13 protein-coding genes are annotated in these 17,116 nt (G+C 44.5%); 6 read left to right on the forward strand and 7 right to left on the reverse strand.

Annotation, left to right across the window (positions count from 1 at the left end; all coding sequences use genetic code 11):
- The first annotated feature begins 354 nt into the window (after positions 1-354).
- Positions 355-2,172, forward strand: a complete 1,818-nt coding sequence (locus QZ938_RS21560) for a PAS domain S-box protein (RefSeq protein WP_293353169.1) — start codon at positions 355-357, stop codon at positions 2,170-2,172.
- 126 nt (positions 2,173-2,298) lie between these two features.
- Here the strand turns inward: QZ938_RS21560 and glcD are convergent, their stop codons facing one another.
- From glcD to QZ938_RS21575, 3 genes are all read right to left on the reverse strand, one after another.
- Positions 2,299-3,774, reverse strand: a complete 1,476-nt coding sequence (gene glcD, locus QZ938_RS21565; RefSeq protein WP_293353171.1) for a glycolate oxidase subunit GlcD — start codon at positions 3,772-3,774, stop codon at positions 2,299-2,301.
- 13 nt (positions 3,775-3,787) lie between these two features.
- Positions 3,788-4,672 carry a DUF6671 family protein gene (locus QZ938_RS21570; protein WP_293353173.1) on the reverse strand — a complete coding sequence of 295 codons (885 nt, stop codon included), beginning with the start codon at positions 4,670-4,672 and terminating at the stop codon, positions 3,788-3,790.
- A 610-nt stretch (positions 4,673-5,282) separates the two neighbouring features.
- The gene (locus tag QZ938_RS21575) at positions 5,283-5,675 is read right to left on the reverse strand and encodes a transporter (protein WP_293150051.1); all 393 of its coding nucleotides are present in this window, start codon (positions 5,673-5,675) and stop codon (positions 5,283-5,285) included.
- 157 nt (positions 5,676-5,832) lie between these two features.
- Between QZ938_RS21575 and QZ938_RS21580 the strand changes: the two genes are divergently transcribed.
- On the forward strand, positions 5,833-7,011 hold the full coding sequence (locus QZ938_RS21580; RefSeq protein ID WP_293150053.1) for a glycosyltransferase family 2 protein: 1,179 nt from the start codon (positions 5,833-5,835) through the stop codon (positions 7,009-7,011).
- A 263-nt stretch (positions 7,012-7,274) separates the two neighbouring features.
- Positions 7,275-7,955: a class I SAM-dependent methyltransferase gene (locus QZ938_RS21585; protein WP_293150055.1), complete on the forward strand. Its 681-nt coding sequence runs from the start codon at positions 7,275-7,277 to the stop codon at positions 7,953-7,955.
- Positions 7,956-8,363: 408 nt separating this feature from the next.
- Here QZ938_RS21585 and QZ938_RS21590 read toward each other — a convergent pair whose 3' ends face one another.
- Entirely contained in the window at positions 8,364-10,331 is a 1,968-nt protein-coding gene (locus QZ938_RS21590) for a hypothetical protein (protein ID WP_293151802.1), read from the reverse strand.
- A 787-nt stretch (positions 10,332-11,118) separates the two neighbouring features.
- On the opposite strand from QZ938_RS21590, the gene QZ938_RS21595 reads away from it, so the two are divergent.
- On the forward strand, positions 11,119-11,352 hold the full coding sequence (locus tag QZ938_RS21595; protein ID WP_293151796.1) for a hypothetical protein: 234 nt from the start codon (positions 11,119-11,121) through the stop codon (positions 11,350-11,352).
- 588 nt (positions 11,353-11,940) lie between these two features.
- Here the strand turns inward: QZ938_RS21595 and QZ938_RS21600 are convergent.
- The 3 genes from QZ938_RS21600 to QZ938_RS21610 all read right to left on the reverse strand — a co-directional run bounded on the left by QZ938_RS21600 (position 11,941) and on the right by QZ938_RS21610 (position 14,408).
- Positions 11,941-12,636, reverse strand: coding sequence for a TrkA family potassium uptake protein (locus tag QZ938_RS21600; protein ID WP_293253566.1), 696 nt, complete (start codon positions 12,634-12,636; stop codon positions 11,941-11,943).
- A 141-nt stretch (positions 12,637-12,777) separates the two neighbouring features.
- Positions 12,778-14,112 carry a TrkH family potassium uptake protein gene (locus QZ938_RS21605; protein WP_293353175.1) on the reverse strand — a complete coding sequence of 445 codons (1,335 nt, stop codon included), beginning with the start codon at positions 14,110-14,112 and terminating at the stop codon, positions 12,778-12,780.
- Positions 14,113-14,249: 137 nt separating this feature from the next.
- The gene (locus QZ938_RS21610) at positions 14,250-14,408 is read right to left on the reverse strand and encodes a hypothetical protein (protein ID WP_293353177.1); all 159 of its coding nucleotides are present in this window, start codon (positions 14,406-14,408) and stop codon (positions 14,250-14,252) included.
- On the opposite strand from QZ938_RS21610, the gene QZ938_RS21615 reads away from it, so the two are divergent.
- Both QZ938_RS21615 and QZ938_RS21620 read left to right on the forward strand, forming a co-directional pair.
- Positions 14,402-15,355: a methyltransferase domain-containing protein gene (locus QZ938_RS21615; protein WP_293353179.1), complete on the forward strand. Its 954-nt coding sequence runs from the start codon at positions 14,402-14,404 to the stop codon at positions 15,353-15,355. The genes QZ938_RS21610 and QZ938_RS21615 overlap by 7 nt on opposite strands.
- Before the next feature lie 703 nt (positions 15,356-16,058).
- Complete coding sequence (locus tag QZ938_RS21620) at positions 16,059-17,054, forward strand: homogentisate phytyltransferase (protein WP_293151784.1); 996 nt, start codon at positions 16,059-16,061, stop codon at positions 17,052-17,054.
- The last annotated feature ends 62 nt before the right edge of the window (positions 17,055-17,116 follow it).

Raw genomic sequence — 17,116 nt, forward strand, 5'->3', positions numbered from 1 at the left:
CAGGGGAGTCGATAGTGTTATTTTGTCCCCTAGGAGGCTGATTGAAGCCATTTCTCGCCTTAATGGTTAGTTTTCCTACTACGTAAATCCCGATGTTTTTGAAATTACTTACTCAAGTGGAATAGATCATTCCATGGAGATAAATATTAAATTTCAAAAATATTTTAGGATGAATCATAAAAGTAATGTGTTAGCATCGAAGGGAAATTGTTTTCTGCCTAGATTAAAATAAAAATTTCGCGATCGCAACACCTTAATAAAAAAATGGTAGGTTTAAATATGTTTTTTCATGAAGCTGATTCAGGAAATAAGGTCAGTAATATTAGAAGTAGCCACAAAACACTTTCTAAAAATATGAACAATAGAATGGACTGTCAAGAGTTACCCCAAAAAATAGCCGATGATTGCATAGAATCCAATTTTGGACAATCTGACAGTATTAGTATTTGCGAAATGCAACAGATGCAGGAAGTAATTGAACAGTTAGAACAGGACTTGAAAGCTAGCGAATCTCGGTTTCGGAATGCGATCGCCAAAAATGCTGACGGTATCGCAATCGTCAATAAGCAAGGGCTTGTATGTTTTGCCAACCCATCAGCAGAAGCGCTATTTAACTGCAAAGCAGAAGAACTTTTAGGTCAAGCATTTTTTGGCAATTTGGTAGTAGAAGGTTCAGCTTGCGACATTGAAATGGACACGGATATTATTCCCCAAGTTGGAGAAACAGAAGCAGCAGGGATGCGTGTCGTGCAAACAGAAGTTGAGGCTATTCGCAGGCACAAAGCAAATGCTGTAGTAGAAATGCGGGTGGTGGAAACGGAATGGGAGGGAGAAATGGCTTATTTAGCAACGTTGCGGGACGTTACCGATCGCAAGCGCGCAGAAGAAATGCTTTGGTTGTACGATCGGGCTATGGCTGCTACCAGCACCGGAGTTACCATTGCTGACGCCACCAAGCCAGAATATCCAATTATTTATTGCAATCCCGCCTTTGAAAGCATGACAGGCTATCGACGGGAAGAAATTCTCGGCAAAAACTGCCGATTTTTACAAGGAAGCGATACCGACTCCGAGGCATTAGAAATAATCCGCCAAGCCTTGACAACCGAAAGCGAATGTCAGGTAATATTAAAAAATTACCGCAAAGATCGAACAGTTTTTTGGAATGCTTTATCAATATCTCCAGTGCGCGACAAAACAGGCAAATTAACTCATTTCATCGGCGTACAGAGAGACATCACAGATCGCAAACAAGCCGAAGAATCCTTGCGAAATTCCGAAGCACAAAGCAGAGAACAATCAGCACAACTAGCAGCAGCACTTGACGAACTAAAAAATACTCATTCCCAATTAGTTCAAAGCGAAAAGATGTCCAGTTTGGGATTGCTGATTGCCGGAGTGGCTCACGAAATCAACAACCCCGTCAGCTTCATTCACGGCAATCTCGCTTACCTCAAAGATTATATCCAAGACTTATTTCACCTCCTAGAACTTTACCAACAACATTATCCCAATCCAGTTGCTGAGATTCAACAAGAAACAGCAGAGAACGAACTCGAATTTTTAGCTGAAGATTTACCCAAAATCATGTCTTCAATGAGCGTAGGCGTCGATCGCATTTGCCAGATTGTGCAGTCGCTGCGGAACTTTTCGCGGCACGACGATTCACAGATGAAACCCGTTAACCTCCACGAAGGTATTGACAGCACGCTGTTAATTCTCAATCACCGCTTGAAAGGAAACGGCGAAATGCCACCAATTCAAATTGTCAAAGAATACGGAAATTTGCCGCTTGTAGAGTGTTTCGCCGGGCCGATAAATCAAGTTTTTATGAATATTCTCAGCAATGCAATTGATGCTTTAGACGATCCGAACATTAGGGAAGATTTTCAAGAAATGCCAGAAAATTTCCGCCAGATTAGAATTTGTACCGAAGTTACCGGCAATGTTGTAGAAATCAAAATTGCTGACACCGGGCCGGGAATAACTGAAGAAGTCAAGCAGCGCATATTCGATACATTTTTTACTACGAAACCCGTTGGTAAAGGCACGGGAATGGGTTTGTCAATTAGCTATCAAATTATTGTAGAAAGACACAAAGGGGAATTGTATTGCACTTCAGAATTGGGGAAAGGCACGGAATTTGTCATCAAAATGCCGATCGCACATTAGCACGGTTAGCAATAAAAAAAATTGTTTGTAGTGAGGACTTTAGTCCTTCTTCATCAAAATATAAGAAAGGACTGAAGTCCTCACTACAAACTCAAAGGACTGAAGTCCTCACTACAAACTGGGCATTTAAAAAACTTCCGCACCCTCCAACTTTTTCATAGCTTCAACCTTAGCCCTCGCCGCTTCCCCGCAAGTCTTCGGCGTTGGAAACATCTTCCCAGGATTTGCCAAACCTTTCGGATTAAACACGTGACGCACCCACTGCATCGTCTCCAAATCTACCTCCGAAAACATATCCGGCATAAAACACTTCTTATCAGCACCAATCCCGTGTTCCCCCGAAAGACTGCCGCCAACTTTCACGCACAACCTGAGAATTTCTCCGCCCAATTCCTCCACCTTTTCCAGCGCACCTTTTACCGAATTATCGTACAAAATCAGCGGGTGCAAATTCCCATCTCCCGCATGAAATACATTCGCAATCCGGTAGCCGTATTTTTTGCTCAATCCCTCAATCTCTTTCAAAACATAAGCCATTTGCGTGCGGGGAATTACGCCGTCTTGCACGTAATAATCCGGGCTGAGATGACCCGCCGCCGCAAAAGCAGCTTTCCGCCCTTTCCAAATTTTCATCCGCGTTTCCAAGTCATGAGCCGTGGTGATATTTCGCGCTCCATTCTGCTTGCAAATATCGGCGATTCGCTGTTTATTTGTGGCAACTTCCACTTCTAAACCGTCGATTTCTACGAGCAGAATTGCGGCCGCATCGCGGGGATAACAACCAGTTGCTACCACATCTTCTACAGCATTGATGCTGATATTGTCCATGATTTCCATGCCGCCGGGAATAATGCCCGCACTGATAATATCGGAAACCGATTCGCCCGCTGCTTCTATGCTAGGAAAATCTGCCAACAAAACGCAAATCGATTCCGGCGCTTTCAGGATTCGCAAAGTAACTTCTGTCGCAATTCCTAAAGTGCCTTCGGAACCGACAAATACACCTGTTAAATCGTAACCGGGCATCTCAGGAATTTCGCCACCGACATCGACAATCGAACCGTCGGGAAGTACCAATTTCAATCCTAAAACGTGATTGGTTGTCACGCCATATTTGAGGCAATGAACGCCGCCAGAATTTTCAGCAACATTACCGCCAATCGAACAAACAATTTGACTCGAAGGATCCGGTGCGTAGTAGAAACCGGCACCGCTAACTGCCTGCGTTACCCAGTTATTAATTACTCCGGGTTGTACGACTACTTGCTGATTTTCTAAGTCTACTTTCAGGATTTTTCGCATCAGGGCGGTGACAATCAGCACGCAGTTTTCTACAGGTAAAGCGCCGCCGGAAAGCCCCGTTCCTGCGCCTCTAGCCACCCAAGGAATCGAATTGCGATCGCAGATTTTGACCGCATTTGCCACTTCCTCCGTAGTTCGCGGCAATACCACCAGGGCGGGGCGCTGGCGGTAGCTAGCGAGTCCATCGCACTCGTAGACAATCAATTCTTCACGGCGCTGCACTACGCCGTTTTTGCCGACTACAGCCTCAAATTCTTTAATAACGGGTTTCCAGTTGCGTTCTGTTGCTACGGCTATCATTAGTAACTTATTTTTAAGGGTTGCAATACTGACACTGACCGGGATCGGCAGTCTCTCGACCGTCGGGAAACAGTTCTTCTTTAGTATAACCGCAGTTTTTGCATAGATAAATTTGCGATCGGACTAGCTGAGTCGGAAAATAGCAAAGTCCGCAGGGCAACCCGATTTTCCTGTCTGCAATCTCGAATCCCGGCCAACCGCACTCCGGGCACAATTGCTGGAATTTTTTAACTAAATCGAGAGTTGCATTTTCAATATTTTTCATCCGAGTGGGATTGTACATCGCCCGCATATCTGTTTCGACGTGAACTTTGCCAGTTGAAGATTTTTTCAAGCCTGCTGATACAGCATCAAAAAGTTTTTTTTCTGTCGCAATGCCCTTGATAATTTCACCCTTACCGAGTGCAGCATCGCCAACTACAACCACCATTCCGTGTGCGGGAAATCCCGCTTTTTGTGCAAAATACTCGGCTTCTTCTATACTTGCAACTAACTGGTGACTGTAATTAGTTTCCACTGACAAAGATTCGCCGACAAGTTCGATATTGTTAGCTCTATCTAATAAAATTACAATTTCTCTGTTGGCTGGCAGATACGGCATCATTGGGTGAGGGCCAAAAGTACCTTCGCTCGCAAATGCTAGAGTTTCGCCCGCAACTTCTAGAGCTTTTTCTGCTTTCTGGCGAGCCGCTTCTATTTGAGTACCTAAACGCTTAACTTCTCTGGTGAACGTGCCGAATGCGTCAGTGTCAAAATCCGCAGGTACGCTAATTATGACGCCTAATTCTCGTTCCAAAATCGGAGCCATCACCCGTTCTTTTTGGTGCATAGTAGCAAGAACTGCCGTGCGACTTATTAATAGTTGATGTGGATTCATAGACTCAGAGGACAGAGACATATAGCCTTTCTCAAAAAAATGAGTTACTCATGGGCATAGGGCATAGGGCATCGGCCAAACAGGGCATGGGGCAAAGAGGGCAAAGAGGGCATACCTCACCACGCTTGAAAACCGCTATATTGCAGGATTATTTCATAACAGAGGACTCACATATACCCTGCGACCTAAATTATCAATTCAGCACTCAATTATCAATCTTATACCATTTATCTTAACTGTTGCTACAACATAATTTTTGAGTTGGTTTGCTCAATTCGCGATGGCATAGGTGCGTCGCAATGAGACGATCGATTTTATACTATGGATTTTAAATTGCGACGCACCCTACCGCTAAAATTATTCAATCTTCAATCTAAAATCTAAAATCTAAAATCTAAAATCTAAAATCTAAAATCTAAAATCTAAATAGGTGCGTCGCAATGAGACGATCGATTTTATACTATGGATTTTAAATTGCGACGCACCCTACCGCTAAAATTATTCAATCTTCAATCTAAAATCTAAAATCTAAATAGGTGCGTCGCAATGAAACGATCGATTTTATACTATGGATTTTAAATTGCGACGCACCCTACCGCTAAAATTATTCAATATTCAATCTAAAATCGTATTAATTGCCACCAGTCACCCCCCCAGCCTGACCTCTGAGTACAAAAATTACTCCCGTCATAATTAGCCCCACGCCTACCAACCGCAGTGGTGGCAAAGGCTCGCCAAATACAATTTTGCCGCCCAAAACAGTAAACAAGTAACTAATTGACAGTAAAGGCGAGACTATGCTAATGTTGGCGCGAGACAAAACTACGATAAAGCCGATCGAAGAAACTGCATACAAACACAGACCTCCAACTATCAAAGGCTGAGTTGCCATTGCGATAACTTTTTCAACTAAATTAGCAGCGCCAATCGGCCCTAATATTTTTGCTCCTGCTTTCAGACTAAATTGACCCACAACACTGCACAAAATAGCAGCGAGCAAAACTAGAAAAACGCTTCTACTCATAAGTTTAAGTAACCTATATTACAGCAAAAATTGCCATTCCTAAAAACTGGAAAAACTTAAATTAAGTTTTGTTTAGTTTTCTTCACCACTAATAATTTAAGCATAGATACTGGAACAGTAAGTATTGTCGATCGCCAGTAACGCCTGGAACAAACATATGGCAGAACAGACCAACACCAGCGACGAATACAGTCTCGAACTCTCGATACTCATGCCCTGCCTCAACGAGGCAGAAACTTTAGAAATCTGTATCGAGAAAGCACAGAAGTCCCTGCGCGAACTTAATATTGCCGGCGAGGTCATAATAGCAGACAACGGCAGCACTGACGGTTCTCAAGATATCGCCACCAGATTGGGGGCCCGAGTCGTACCTGTAGCAGCCAAAGGTTACGGCAGCGCCCTGATGGGAGGCATCCTAGCGGCGCGCGGAGTTTATATTATCATGGGTGACGCTGACGACAGCTACGACTTTTCGCACCTGGGCGCCTTTGTCGAAAAATTGCGGGGAGGCTGCGATTTAGTCATGGGAAACCGCTTTCAAGGGGGCATCAAACCAGGGGCCATGCCGCCGCTGCACAAATATTTAGGAAATCCGGTGCTGACATGGGTTGGGCGGTTATTCTTTTCAAGTCCCGCCGGCGACTTTCACTGCGGGCTCAGAGGTTTCAGGAGAGACTCAATTTTGAAACTCGACTTGCAAACAACGGGGATGGAATTTGCCAGCGAAATGGTTGTCAAAGCCTCGCTGTACAAGTTGGGGATAACTGAAGTCCCAACGGTACTCTCTCCCGACGGCCGCAGCCGCCCGCCACACCTGCGAACTTGGCGAGATGGCTGGCGGCACCTCCGATTTTTGCTGCTGTACAGTCCCCGGTGGCTGTTTCTGTATCCCGGTACGGCGCTGATGGTGTTGGGTTTAATAGTTGGCATTTGGCTGTTACCGGGTACTCAAAAAATCGGGAGCATCAGCTTTGATGTACATACGCTGTTGTATGCTGCGATCGCAATTATCGTCGGTTTTCAAGCCGTAACATTCGCTTTCTTCACCAAAATTTTCGCCATCAGCGAGAAACTGTTACCGCAAGACCCCAAACTCAACAAAATATTTCGCTATGTCACCCTAGAGACAGGATTGATCGTGGGAATCACGCTAATATTAATCGGAATAATTGGCTCGTTCTTGTCATTAACTATCTGGAGCAAAACAGATTTCGGTTCTCTAGACTCCTCTAAAACTCTCCGTTTAGTTATTCCCTCCCTCACGTGCCTGACAGTAGGTTTGCAGATGGTTCTGTCTAGCTTTTTTCTCAGCGTTCTGAGCTTAAAACGCAGGTAAAATAATTCAACCTCAAATCTTATTACAATTGTCAGCAAAGATAATTTGAACCAGCCCAAAAACAGATACAGTCTGCCGGCGCCTGGAGTGGATATCCCCAGACTTTAGACCAAATTTCAAGCTACCCAATTCATCTGTGGAGTAAATCTAAAATCTAAAATTTAAAATTCAGAATCGACAGACTTGTCCAAATGCTGCGTTAAAGCGGTCACGAACAATCAGACTTCACCCATCTAATCTGTACATCGAAAATCTCAAATCCTATGACAGTAACTGAAAACAATTCCAGCGAGTATATCGGCCCCAAGCTAGGCGGTTTCGCAACTAAACTATCTTGGTACGCCCGCCAAAAAATGTTTGATTTGCTCCTGGCATTAGCCAATCCCAGCGACGACACAACCGTCCTGGATGTAGGAGTAACTTCCGACCGTCGCGAAGATTGCAATTTCTTTGAAAAACTCTATCCGTACCCCCATAAAATAACCGCAGTCGGCATGGAAGATGCTGCCTTTTTAGAAGAAGAATATCCCGGTTTAAAATACGTCCGTTCCGACGGGTTGACCTTACCATTTCCCGACAAAAGTTTCGATTTAGTCGTGAGTTTTGCCGTAATCGAACACGTTGGCAATAGAACTCAACAAAAAGCTTTTGTTCGAGAACTTTGCCGAGTCGGCAAAACTTGTTGCATCACCACTCCCAACCGCTGGTATCCCGTAGAATTCCACACTGCTGTTCCCCTAATTCACTGGTTTCCCCCTTCTTGGTTTCGAGCTTTGTTGAGATTGCTCGGCAAAAACTTCTTTGCCAAAGAGGAGAATCTCAACCTATTATCCGAGAAAGATGTGTTAAAGATGCTGCCAGCAGATGCTCAAGTTTCTACCAGACATTTTCGGCTTCTCGGTTTGATATCCAATCTGCTCTTTTATGTTAAAAATCCGCTTTGATTAGATAAGACTCGGCGGTTGAAACCTGTTGACCTCAAATTCGTATGTGGCGAACCGCCCCTGGAATACGAATTCGAGGTCAAACTACACAAACGAAGTCCGCCGGACGCCGACTAAAGACTTTTTTAAGCGGTTGAAACCGCTAACTACACAAACGAAGTCTGCCTTCGCTGACTAAAGAGTAAAGTTATTGTAGGGTGCCAATGCGCGCCTTACCGCTATCATTAGCGTATCATGTAAGACTTTTTCAGCTTGCTTTGATTATAGGAACTAGACTTCTTGCAAAAATAGTTAGGACGCTGCTCAGAGCAACGTCCCACAAAAATCTTTTTTTCTTGTGGGATGGCTTTGAGCAGCGTCCCAAAATTTGATTAAAAGGACTTTTGCAATCTTGTCTACTGTTCAGAACTACAAACCCATAGAGATGGCTTTAGTTCCCAAATCTAACACAAAATTTTCTCCGTCTTCATAAAGTTTTTTGCGACTTTTTGCAAGTTGCCGCACGTTATCCCGAAAATCGTGAGAGAGTTTTGCTTGCAGTCGAAACCAAGATGACAATCCAGGCCCCGAAGTATCTACATCTGCGGGATGATTGAGACTCCAAGACGAATAAGCTATGTATCGAATAGATTTTGAAACTAAATAGTTTGCTAAGGCTTCAGGGCCTTTGAATACAGGCATACCGGGTGGCAAACTTGCTCCCCCCGGCCAGTCTGCTAGGAAAATTTGATTGCGTTTGAAGTCGAGGATAAAAGGTGCATCTAGTCTGGTCAAAACTGTTTCTCCCTGTGGCACAGACTCCTGCATTGCTACGTACTGCGACTTTTGCTTTGCTGTAACTAATGATGGATTTGTCAGCCCAAATTCTATATTTTTTACATAAGCTGAATAAGTCTGTTTAGTGATAGCCCAGTTATAGCTAATTGCCAACCCCGCACAAAATACAGCAGCAATAAAAAAGTTGGCTGCTCCGTTTTTGTTTAATGTTCCTGTGTCGGTCATTGCTACCGCGATCAATATTAAAATTGCTGGGAAAAGGTGAGAAAACGAATACCGAAAAGGGTCGGCATTTTCGGTAATTACACCTACAGCAATTGTCGCCAATCCCGCTGCAATTGTCATTGATAAAACTGCTTGGCGGTTCGAGAACGAAGGTTCTTCGGGTAAATTGCCAAACTTCCAAGGTCGGATGCTCAAGCTCAAACAGCCGAGAAATATCAGTATAAAAACGTAAATACCTTGGAATGCTATCAGGGCGCTTTTCGCAGTTCCTAATAACGTCGAACCTGATTTGAAGGTAATGCCGTAGGCGGAGGCGTGATAGCCTTTTCCCAAAAGAGGATACAATAGAGTGCCTGAGGATTGATACATTGAAATCATCCAAGGCAGTAGAAATACTCCCACTAATACTGTTGTCAAAACCATTTCAAATACAGCTTTTTGCTTGGATTCGGAGCTAATTAAATGGCAAATATAGCTCGTGGCAAATAGAAAGACACAGGCGGGTATTAACGAGGATTTTAAAGCACAAATAGCCGCAGTGATTAAAGCTAATATACAAGCATTTGCTGCCCAATGGTTGTCTTCTATTTCTTTACTGTCAATGGTTCTGAACAAACTTACAAATAAAGCAACGGGTAGCATGAGACTTGTAGTGTTGGCTTTGGGAAGTGGAATCAAAAGCAAGAATAAAATAGTGAAGACGATTCGTTTGGTTGAAACTTTATTTTCTTTGAAAAATCCTAGAATTAATCCGACAGTAATTATCAGGGGCAAAGCGGGGTCGATGAGGTTGAGATTAGTGTCGGAAAGTCCGCTTAAAATCAATACTTGGAGAAATGACTGCCCACCTAAAGATACTATTCTTCGTTCGCTAAAAGGGTCTGAACCCATGGAACCGAGTTGCAGCATTTTGTGGGGAAATACTAAGTAACCGTGGTAGTCGTCGCTAGTATTAAATCCGTCAGCATAGACCATATTTGCAAAGTTGTGTCTACCTGTATAAAGCCATCCGGCGTATTGAATTAAAATTAGTAGACTAACTATGGCAATGCCTGCTAAGATGACTTTGTCTTGGCGGCATTCTTGAAATACGTGCAAGATATTATTAATAATTAATTGTCTGTGATTTACTAAATCTATTAGACAGTAAATGAGTCCCAAACCTAAAAAAAATAGAATTGTGGTTTGGGAAATAGTCCAGGTTGCATTTAAGATGCCGCCAATTAGAACGCTAAAAGCTAGACCCCAAGCGGCTCTTTGTCCCCAGTCAATTCGCTGGTTGGGAAACAGGATGTGGTTTAGGACTTTTCCCCAACCGATGAGGGATAGTAGCAGGCAAATACCGTAGAAAAATGAGATGAGGTATAACATCATTGCTGTAGGAGTTGTATCTATTAAATAGTTAACTTTTTAGTTGATTAGTTGTCAAGTGTCGGCTATTTTTATAGGGAGGATTTTGGATTATACAATAGGGGGTTATTTTAGTCAATTTATTGTTGATTATTTATATTAATTAATGGCTGCAAAAAAGGCGGTTAATGGCTTGGGAATTTATACCATTTCTCTAAAATGGTGCAACAGCCTTCGACCCCCCCTAGCCCCCCCTTAGTAAGGGGGGGGACAAGAATACTGTTATTTCTTTTTAAATTGGTTTTATTTTTTAGTGAGAGATGGGGAAGCAAAGATCGATCGCACGCTGGAACCAAAAAGATCGCCCAGCCATATCTTCTTTCCTGCGATGGAGGGAAAGGTTGGCGGGGCGATCGGCATTCTACTGATTTTTGCTAGCTGTTGAGTCTGGCGGGCGAAAGCGATCCTCCAGACATCATATGTGTATAAATACCTAAGGGCAGGCTACCGGAAATCAGCCCAACCTTAATTTATTCCAGAAGTGCGATCGAGGGTGCATCGCAGTTCATCTCTAGGTATTCGGGTGCGATCGCCAGTGCCGAAACCAAAATTCCCAAATTCTGGCTTCAGTCGAGCTACTTCATGCCTGCGGAGAGGGTTGCAGCTAAAAATTAAACGAGTGTCGGCACAGTATATTTATTGACGTAACATTAAATTTTATCAAACTTTTTGGCACAGTCACGAAGTTTTCATGTATCGTTACAATATGCTCATCTGCCATATCTAAAAAAAATTTAATGAGGTAAAAGCCATGATCGCAAGTTGCTTGATTCCGTTTACGCTCTGCTTGCTCGCTGGGCTCGTGACTGCTGGGACTGACAAGAGAACGCTAGACGGGATTCCGGCTCCCATAGCTGCAATTATTGGGGTGTGTTCGTTAATTTGGTTTTTTGCGGTCTGTCCTTGGCCTGTTGAACTCGCTCTAGTCTTGGTGGTGCTGGTTTTTGGCAAAGCTTACCTGCAAGATATCTTGAAAGTCGGTTGAATTTTGAGGGCGATCGCTCCTAGATTTGGGCTAGCGCGACAATCGATCGTTGGGTGCTTCTACTTTCTTCAAAAATTTTCGCTTGTGGCGATGGTTTCCGTTATGTTTTGCGAGCAAGCCGCCACGGGCAAAGCAACCGCAGTATTGGTAAAATTCTTCTTTAGATATTTCGGCTATAAACTATAGCCTTTCGATCTCCCATATGAGGTACTCATGGGAATAGGGAATAGGGAATAGGGAATAGGGAATAGGGCATAGGGCATAGGGCATAGGGCCTAGGGCCTAGGGCATAGGGAATAGGGCATAGGGCCTAGGGCCTAGGGCATAGGGCCTAACTCACTTTTTTAAGAAAGGCTATATATCAATACCGTTTACTGGTATAGTGCCCTGGAGGTAAAATCCGATGAGAAATAGATACTGCGATTGCTTCGTTCCTCGCAATGACTATCTTAAGTCAACCGTATTGGGCTATATATAACATTAAGAAACAAGATTCGTTAAATCCTTGCAATCAAATTTTAGGACTGGCTCTCGGGCCCATCCTACAATTTTTAAGGTGCGCTGGTGGCGCACCTATAGATCGAGCAATTAAATTGGCAAGCGATTGATATCTTTATTAGAACCAATTACTACCATCACCTCGCCGTTTTTCAAGCGTTCGTTTGGCTGGGGATTGATCTCGAAATTGTCGCCGCGACCGACTGCGAGCAAGTTCAAACCGTACCGGCGCCGGAGATCCAAATCGGCAATGGTTTTACCGTCAAATTTTTCAGGAACGAGCAACTCAACAATGCTGTGATTTGGGTCTAGGTCAAAGCGTTCTAAAATGCTGGGTTGTGTAAGAATGCGGGCTAAAGAGCAGCCCATTTCTCGTTCGGGAAAAACTACATGATCGGCGCCGACTTTTTTCAACAGTTTTAAGTGAGTTTCCGAGGAAGCTTTGGCGATGACGTGAGTTACCCCGCCTTCCTTGAGGTTGAGGGTGGTGGTAATGCTTTCGGCGAGGTAATTGCCGATCGCCACAATCACTGTTTCAAATTCAAATATACCTGCTTCCTGTAGAGCGCTAGGCTCTGTAGAATCTAACTGCAAAACGTGAGCTGAAATGCGATCGCTCAAAGCTTGAGTTACTTTTTTTTCGTCGGTGTCAACCCCGAGGACTTCGTAACCCAAGCCGTGGAGAGTCGAGCACACTGCTCTGCCGAAACGTCCCAAGCCAATAACTGCAAATTGCTTGTTTTCGGCGCGCAAACTGCGAAAAAATTTTAAAGATGAAAGGTTCACGCTCATATTCAGCGCTGAAGGTATGGATGTTCAAATTTTAGCATAGACAGCGCTGCCTCCTTTTGATTTTTGAGTGAATAGTAAAAGTTGATTTGGGTTGTTACCCATTGTTTAGATTATCAGGAACGAGGCAGGATTTTGCTATCCGACTAATAAACTTTCCTCAGCATACTTAAAAGTTCTGGGTTTGGGGTCGCCGACAGCGGCACTCATCAGCAGCAGCACGCCAACACGACCTATGTACATGGTAGCAATCAAAATTAATTTGCCGATCGCCGAAATTTTAGCTGTAATCCCTGTGGAAAGGCCGACCGTGCCAAAAGCTGACACTGCCTCAAACAACACTTGGATAAATTCTAGTTCGGGATTGGTCAGTTCAATTAAAGTTGCAGAGGCGATCGCGACCAACAGGGAACCGAAGACGACGCTAATGGTTTTCAGAATCAGTGCTGGTGGGATTTGACGCTGATAGCACTCCACCTGTTCCTGACCTTCTAGAACTGCTGCGGTACAGCTAAACAATATCCTAAAAGTTGTGGTTTTGATGCCGCCGCCGGTGCTGCCGGGACTGGCGCCGACAAACATCAGCGCGATCGTCATAAATAGCGCGGCTTCGCTCATTTTTCCAATGTCAATTGTATTAAATCCTGCCGTGCGGGGCGTCACAGATTGAAACCAAGCTGCCATCACCTTTTGAGGGAAATTTAGAGGGCCGAAAGTTGCTGGGTTGTTGTATTCCAGCACCAAAAATCCTAGGGTTCCTAAAATTAAAAGGACAGCAGTTGTGCTGGTAACGACTTTGAAATTCAGGGAAAAAACTGTACAGATGGGGCTTTTTTTGAAGCGATCGCGCAGCCACAGGTACATTTCCATAATTACTTGATAGCCGATGCCCCCAAATACGATCAAGCCGGTGACTGTGAAGTTAATTACAGGCGAATTGACGTAGCGGATTAAATTGTCTGAGTAGATGCTAAATCCGGCGTTATTAAAGGAATTTACACTGTGAAAAATAGCAGACCAGAGACCGTCTTTAAATCCGTATTCTGGGACAAAAACTAACATCAGCAAAAACACTCCAGTCAATTCAAACAAAGCGGTTGTTGCTAGAATTGACTGCACGAGTTGCACTACGCCGGCCAGCCCGGATTTGTCCAGTGATTGTTGCAGGGCAATCTTGTCTTTTAAACCAAAGCGGCGGCCCAATAGCAGCAGTAAGAAAGTTGTGGCTGTCATGTAGCCCAAGCCTCCTATTTGCACCAGTAACACGAGGCACAGTTGCCCCCAAAAAGAGTAATATTTTCCGACATCTACAACCGACAACCCTGTGACGCAGACAGCGGAAGTAGATGTAAAGAGTGCTGTGATTGGATCGCTCCAAGTTCCATCTATTGTGGAAAATGGCATCATTAGTAGTAGAGCACCTGCGGTAATGACGGCGATGAATCCTAAACAAATAGTTCGCGAGACAGTCATTCGATTTTAGATTTTAGATTTTAGATTGGGGATTTTGAGATTTGAGGATGTGGGATGTGGGATTTGGGATTTGGGATTTGAGATTTTAGAGGGAACCCACAAATCGATTTTAGATTTGAGATTTTTGATTTGGGATTTTAAAGGGAACTCACAAATCGATCGCCCGGCCCGAAATCAGGATATCTCTGCGAGTGCGAGTGCCGGCTGTCGATCGCACTTTCGCCGCCAAATTCGATGACAACAACGGGAAAATCACGGTAGAATTCCTGTAACAACTTGCGATCGTGCGATGACATCAACACTTTACCAGCAAATTCAGCAACTCTACGACGCTTCTAGCGGTTTGTGGGAGCAGGTGTGGGGCGAACATATGCACCACGGTTACTACGGCCCGGATGGCAATTTGAAAAAAGAGCGCCGACAGGCTCAGATAGATTTGATCGAGGAACTGCTCTTGTGGGCCCAAGTGCCGACAGCCGGAGCGCTATCAGAACCTTACCGCATTCTGGATGTCGGTTGCGGCATTGGTGGGAGCACGTTGTATTTGACCGAAAAGTTTGGTTCGATCGCGCAAAATAATTTAAAGTCGGATGATGGGGTCGATCGCGATTTTAGTCGATCGTCTCAACCAAATCAAAAGGGCGATCGGGTGACAGCTACCGGCATTACGCTGAGTCCGGTACAGGCCAACAGAGCAAAGGAACGCGCTAAAATTGCTGGACTGGAAAGCAATGTTAACTTTTTAGTAGCAGATGCTTTAAATATGCCTTTTCCTGATGAGTCCTTTGACTTGGTTTGGTCGCTCGAAAGTGGGGAACATATGCCCGACAAAATTAAGTTTTTACAGGAATGCTGTCGCGTGCTCAAGCCGGGAGGAACTTTGATTTTGGCAACTTGGTGTCACCGCCCGCTGGGAGAAATAGCGGGAGAATTGACTGATGCAGAGAGGAAGGAATTGGCAGAAATTTACCGAGTTTATGCTTTGCCTTATGTGATTTCTTTGCCGGAATATGAGGAGATTGTCCGCAGTTTGCCTCTGACAAGTATTCGCAGTGCTGATTGGTCAAAAGCTGTGGCTCCTTTTTGGGATGTGGTGATCGATTCTGCTTTGACTCCGAGCGCGATTTGGGGTTTGTTGACGAGCGGTTGGACGACTATTCAAGCTGCACTTGCTCTGGGGTTGATGAGTCGGGGATATGAGAGCGGATTGATTCGTTTCGGGCTAATTTGTGCTGTAAAATAGATCGGAAGGATTAGAGAATTTTTGAGTTTTTAGTTAAGGCGTAAGGTGTTTTTCAGAGCATTGGTGTCAACTTGCGATTAAAGGTAGTCTGAGTCTACTGTGTTTGATGATTAGGTCTCGATCCCCCCTAACCCCCCTTAGGAAGGGGGGGACTGGAGCGATCGAAGCCTCCCCTTTTTTTAGGGGGAGTGGAGCGATCGAAGTCCCCCTTTTTTCAGAGGGACTAGAGCGCTCAAAGTCCCCCTTCTTAAGGGGGATTTAGGGGGATCTAGACTACGCCAAAAGCGAGAATTTTCGTGCTACCCAGATAGTCGGGCAAAGCCGAAAACTCTCTCAAAGTCTCCCTTGTTAAGGGGGTAGTATGAGTCTACTGTTTGATGATTAGGGCCCGATCCCCCCTAGCCCCCCTTAAGAAGGGGGGGACTGGAGCGATCGAAGTTTCCCTTTTTTCAGGGGGACTGGAGCGCTCAAAGTCCCCCTTCTTAAGGGGGATTTAGGGGGATCTAGACTACGCCAAAAGCGAGACTTGTCGTGCTAACCAGATAGTCGGGGAAAGCCTAAAACTCTCTCAAAGTCCCCCTTGTTAAGGGCGATCTAGACTCAGCTACAAGCGGGATTTATCAGGAATTTTAGACGATTGTTGACACTAATGGCTCGGAAAATAGCCTTACTTAATATTATTTATGGTGCGTTTGTAGGATTTATGAGCAACGATTCGATTGGTAAGTCTTGGATTGATGAAAATGGCTCGGCTCCGCAAAGCTGGGTGAGGGCTTTTTGGGAGTTTTCTCGGCCGCATACGATTATCGGCACTACCTTGAGTGTACTGGCTTTGTATGCGATCGCTCAAAGCACTCGATTATTTGTGAATCCTATACTTCTGCCGCTGGCGTTTGCTTGGTTGGCTTGCATTTGCGGCAATATTTATATTGTGGGATTGAACCAGTTAGAAGATGTTGAAATTGATAAAATTAATAAGCCGTATTTGCCGATCGCCTCGGGAGCATTTTCTCGCAAAACTGGGGAGTCGATTGTAATTGCCACGGGAATTATAGCGGTTGTGACTGCTGTTTTGCAAGGCCCGTTTTTGCTGGCTACAGTTGGCGTTAGTTTGGCGATTGGGACTGCTTATTCTCTGCCACCAATTCGGTTGAAGCGGTTTCCTTTTTGGGCGGCGCTGTGCATTTTTACGGTGCGCGGGGCGATCGTCAATTTAGGGCTGTTTCTACACTTTAATTGGGTTTTGGGTTTGGGAAGGGCAAAAAGCGTTTTTACGGGCTGGAGCTTAAATAGTCTGTCTTTGGCGATTCCGGCGGAAGTTTGGGTGCTGACGGTTTTTGTGATCGTGTTTACTTTTGCGATCGCCATTTTCAAAGATATCCCTGACATGGAGGGCGACAAGCAATACAATATTACTACGTTGACGATCGAGCTGGGCAAGCGGGCTGTCTTTAATTTATCTCGCTGGGTGTTGACGGTTTGCTATTTGGGCGCTACTTTGGCGGGAGCAGTCGTGTTGTCTAATGTTAATTTAGTGTTTTTGGCGGTTGCTCATTTGGTGTCTTTGGGTTTGATGTGGTTTTGGAGTGTCAAAGTTGATTTGGATGAGCAGAAAGAAATTGCTGGTTTTTATCAGTTTATCTGGAAGTTGTTTTTCTTGGAATATCTGATTTTTCCCGCAGCTTGTTTGTTGGGATGAAGGCAGTTGGCAGTTGGCAGTTGGCAGTTGGCGGTTATTGTTATAGTAAAAAACAACAAACA

Origin of the sequence: Microcoleus sp. CAWBG27 (assembly GCF_020883145.1) — a bacterium.
Taxonomy (GTDB): Bacteria; Cyanobacteriota; Cyanobacteriia; order Cyanobacteriales; family Microcoleaceae; genus Microcoleus.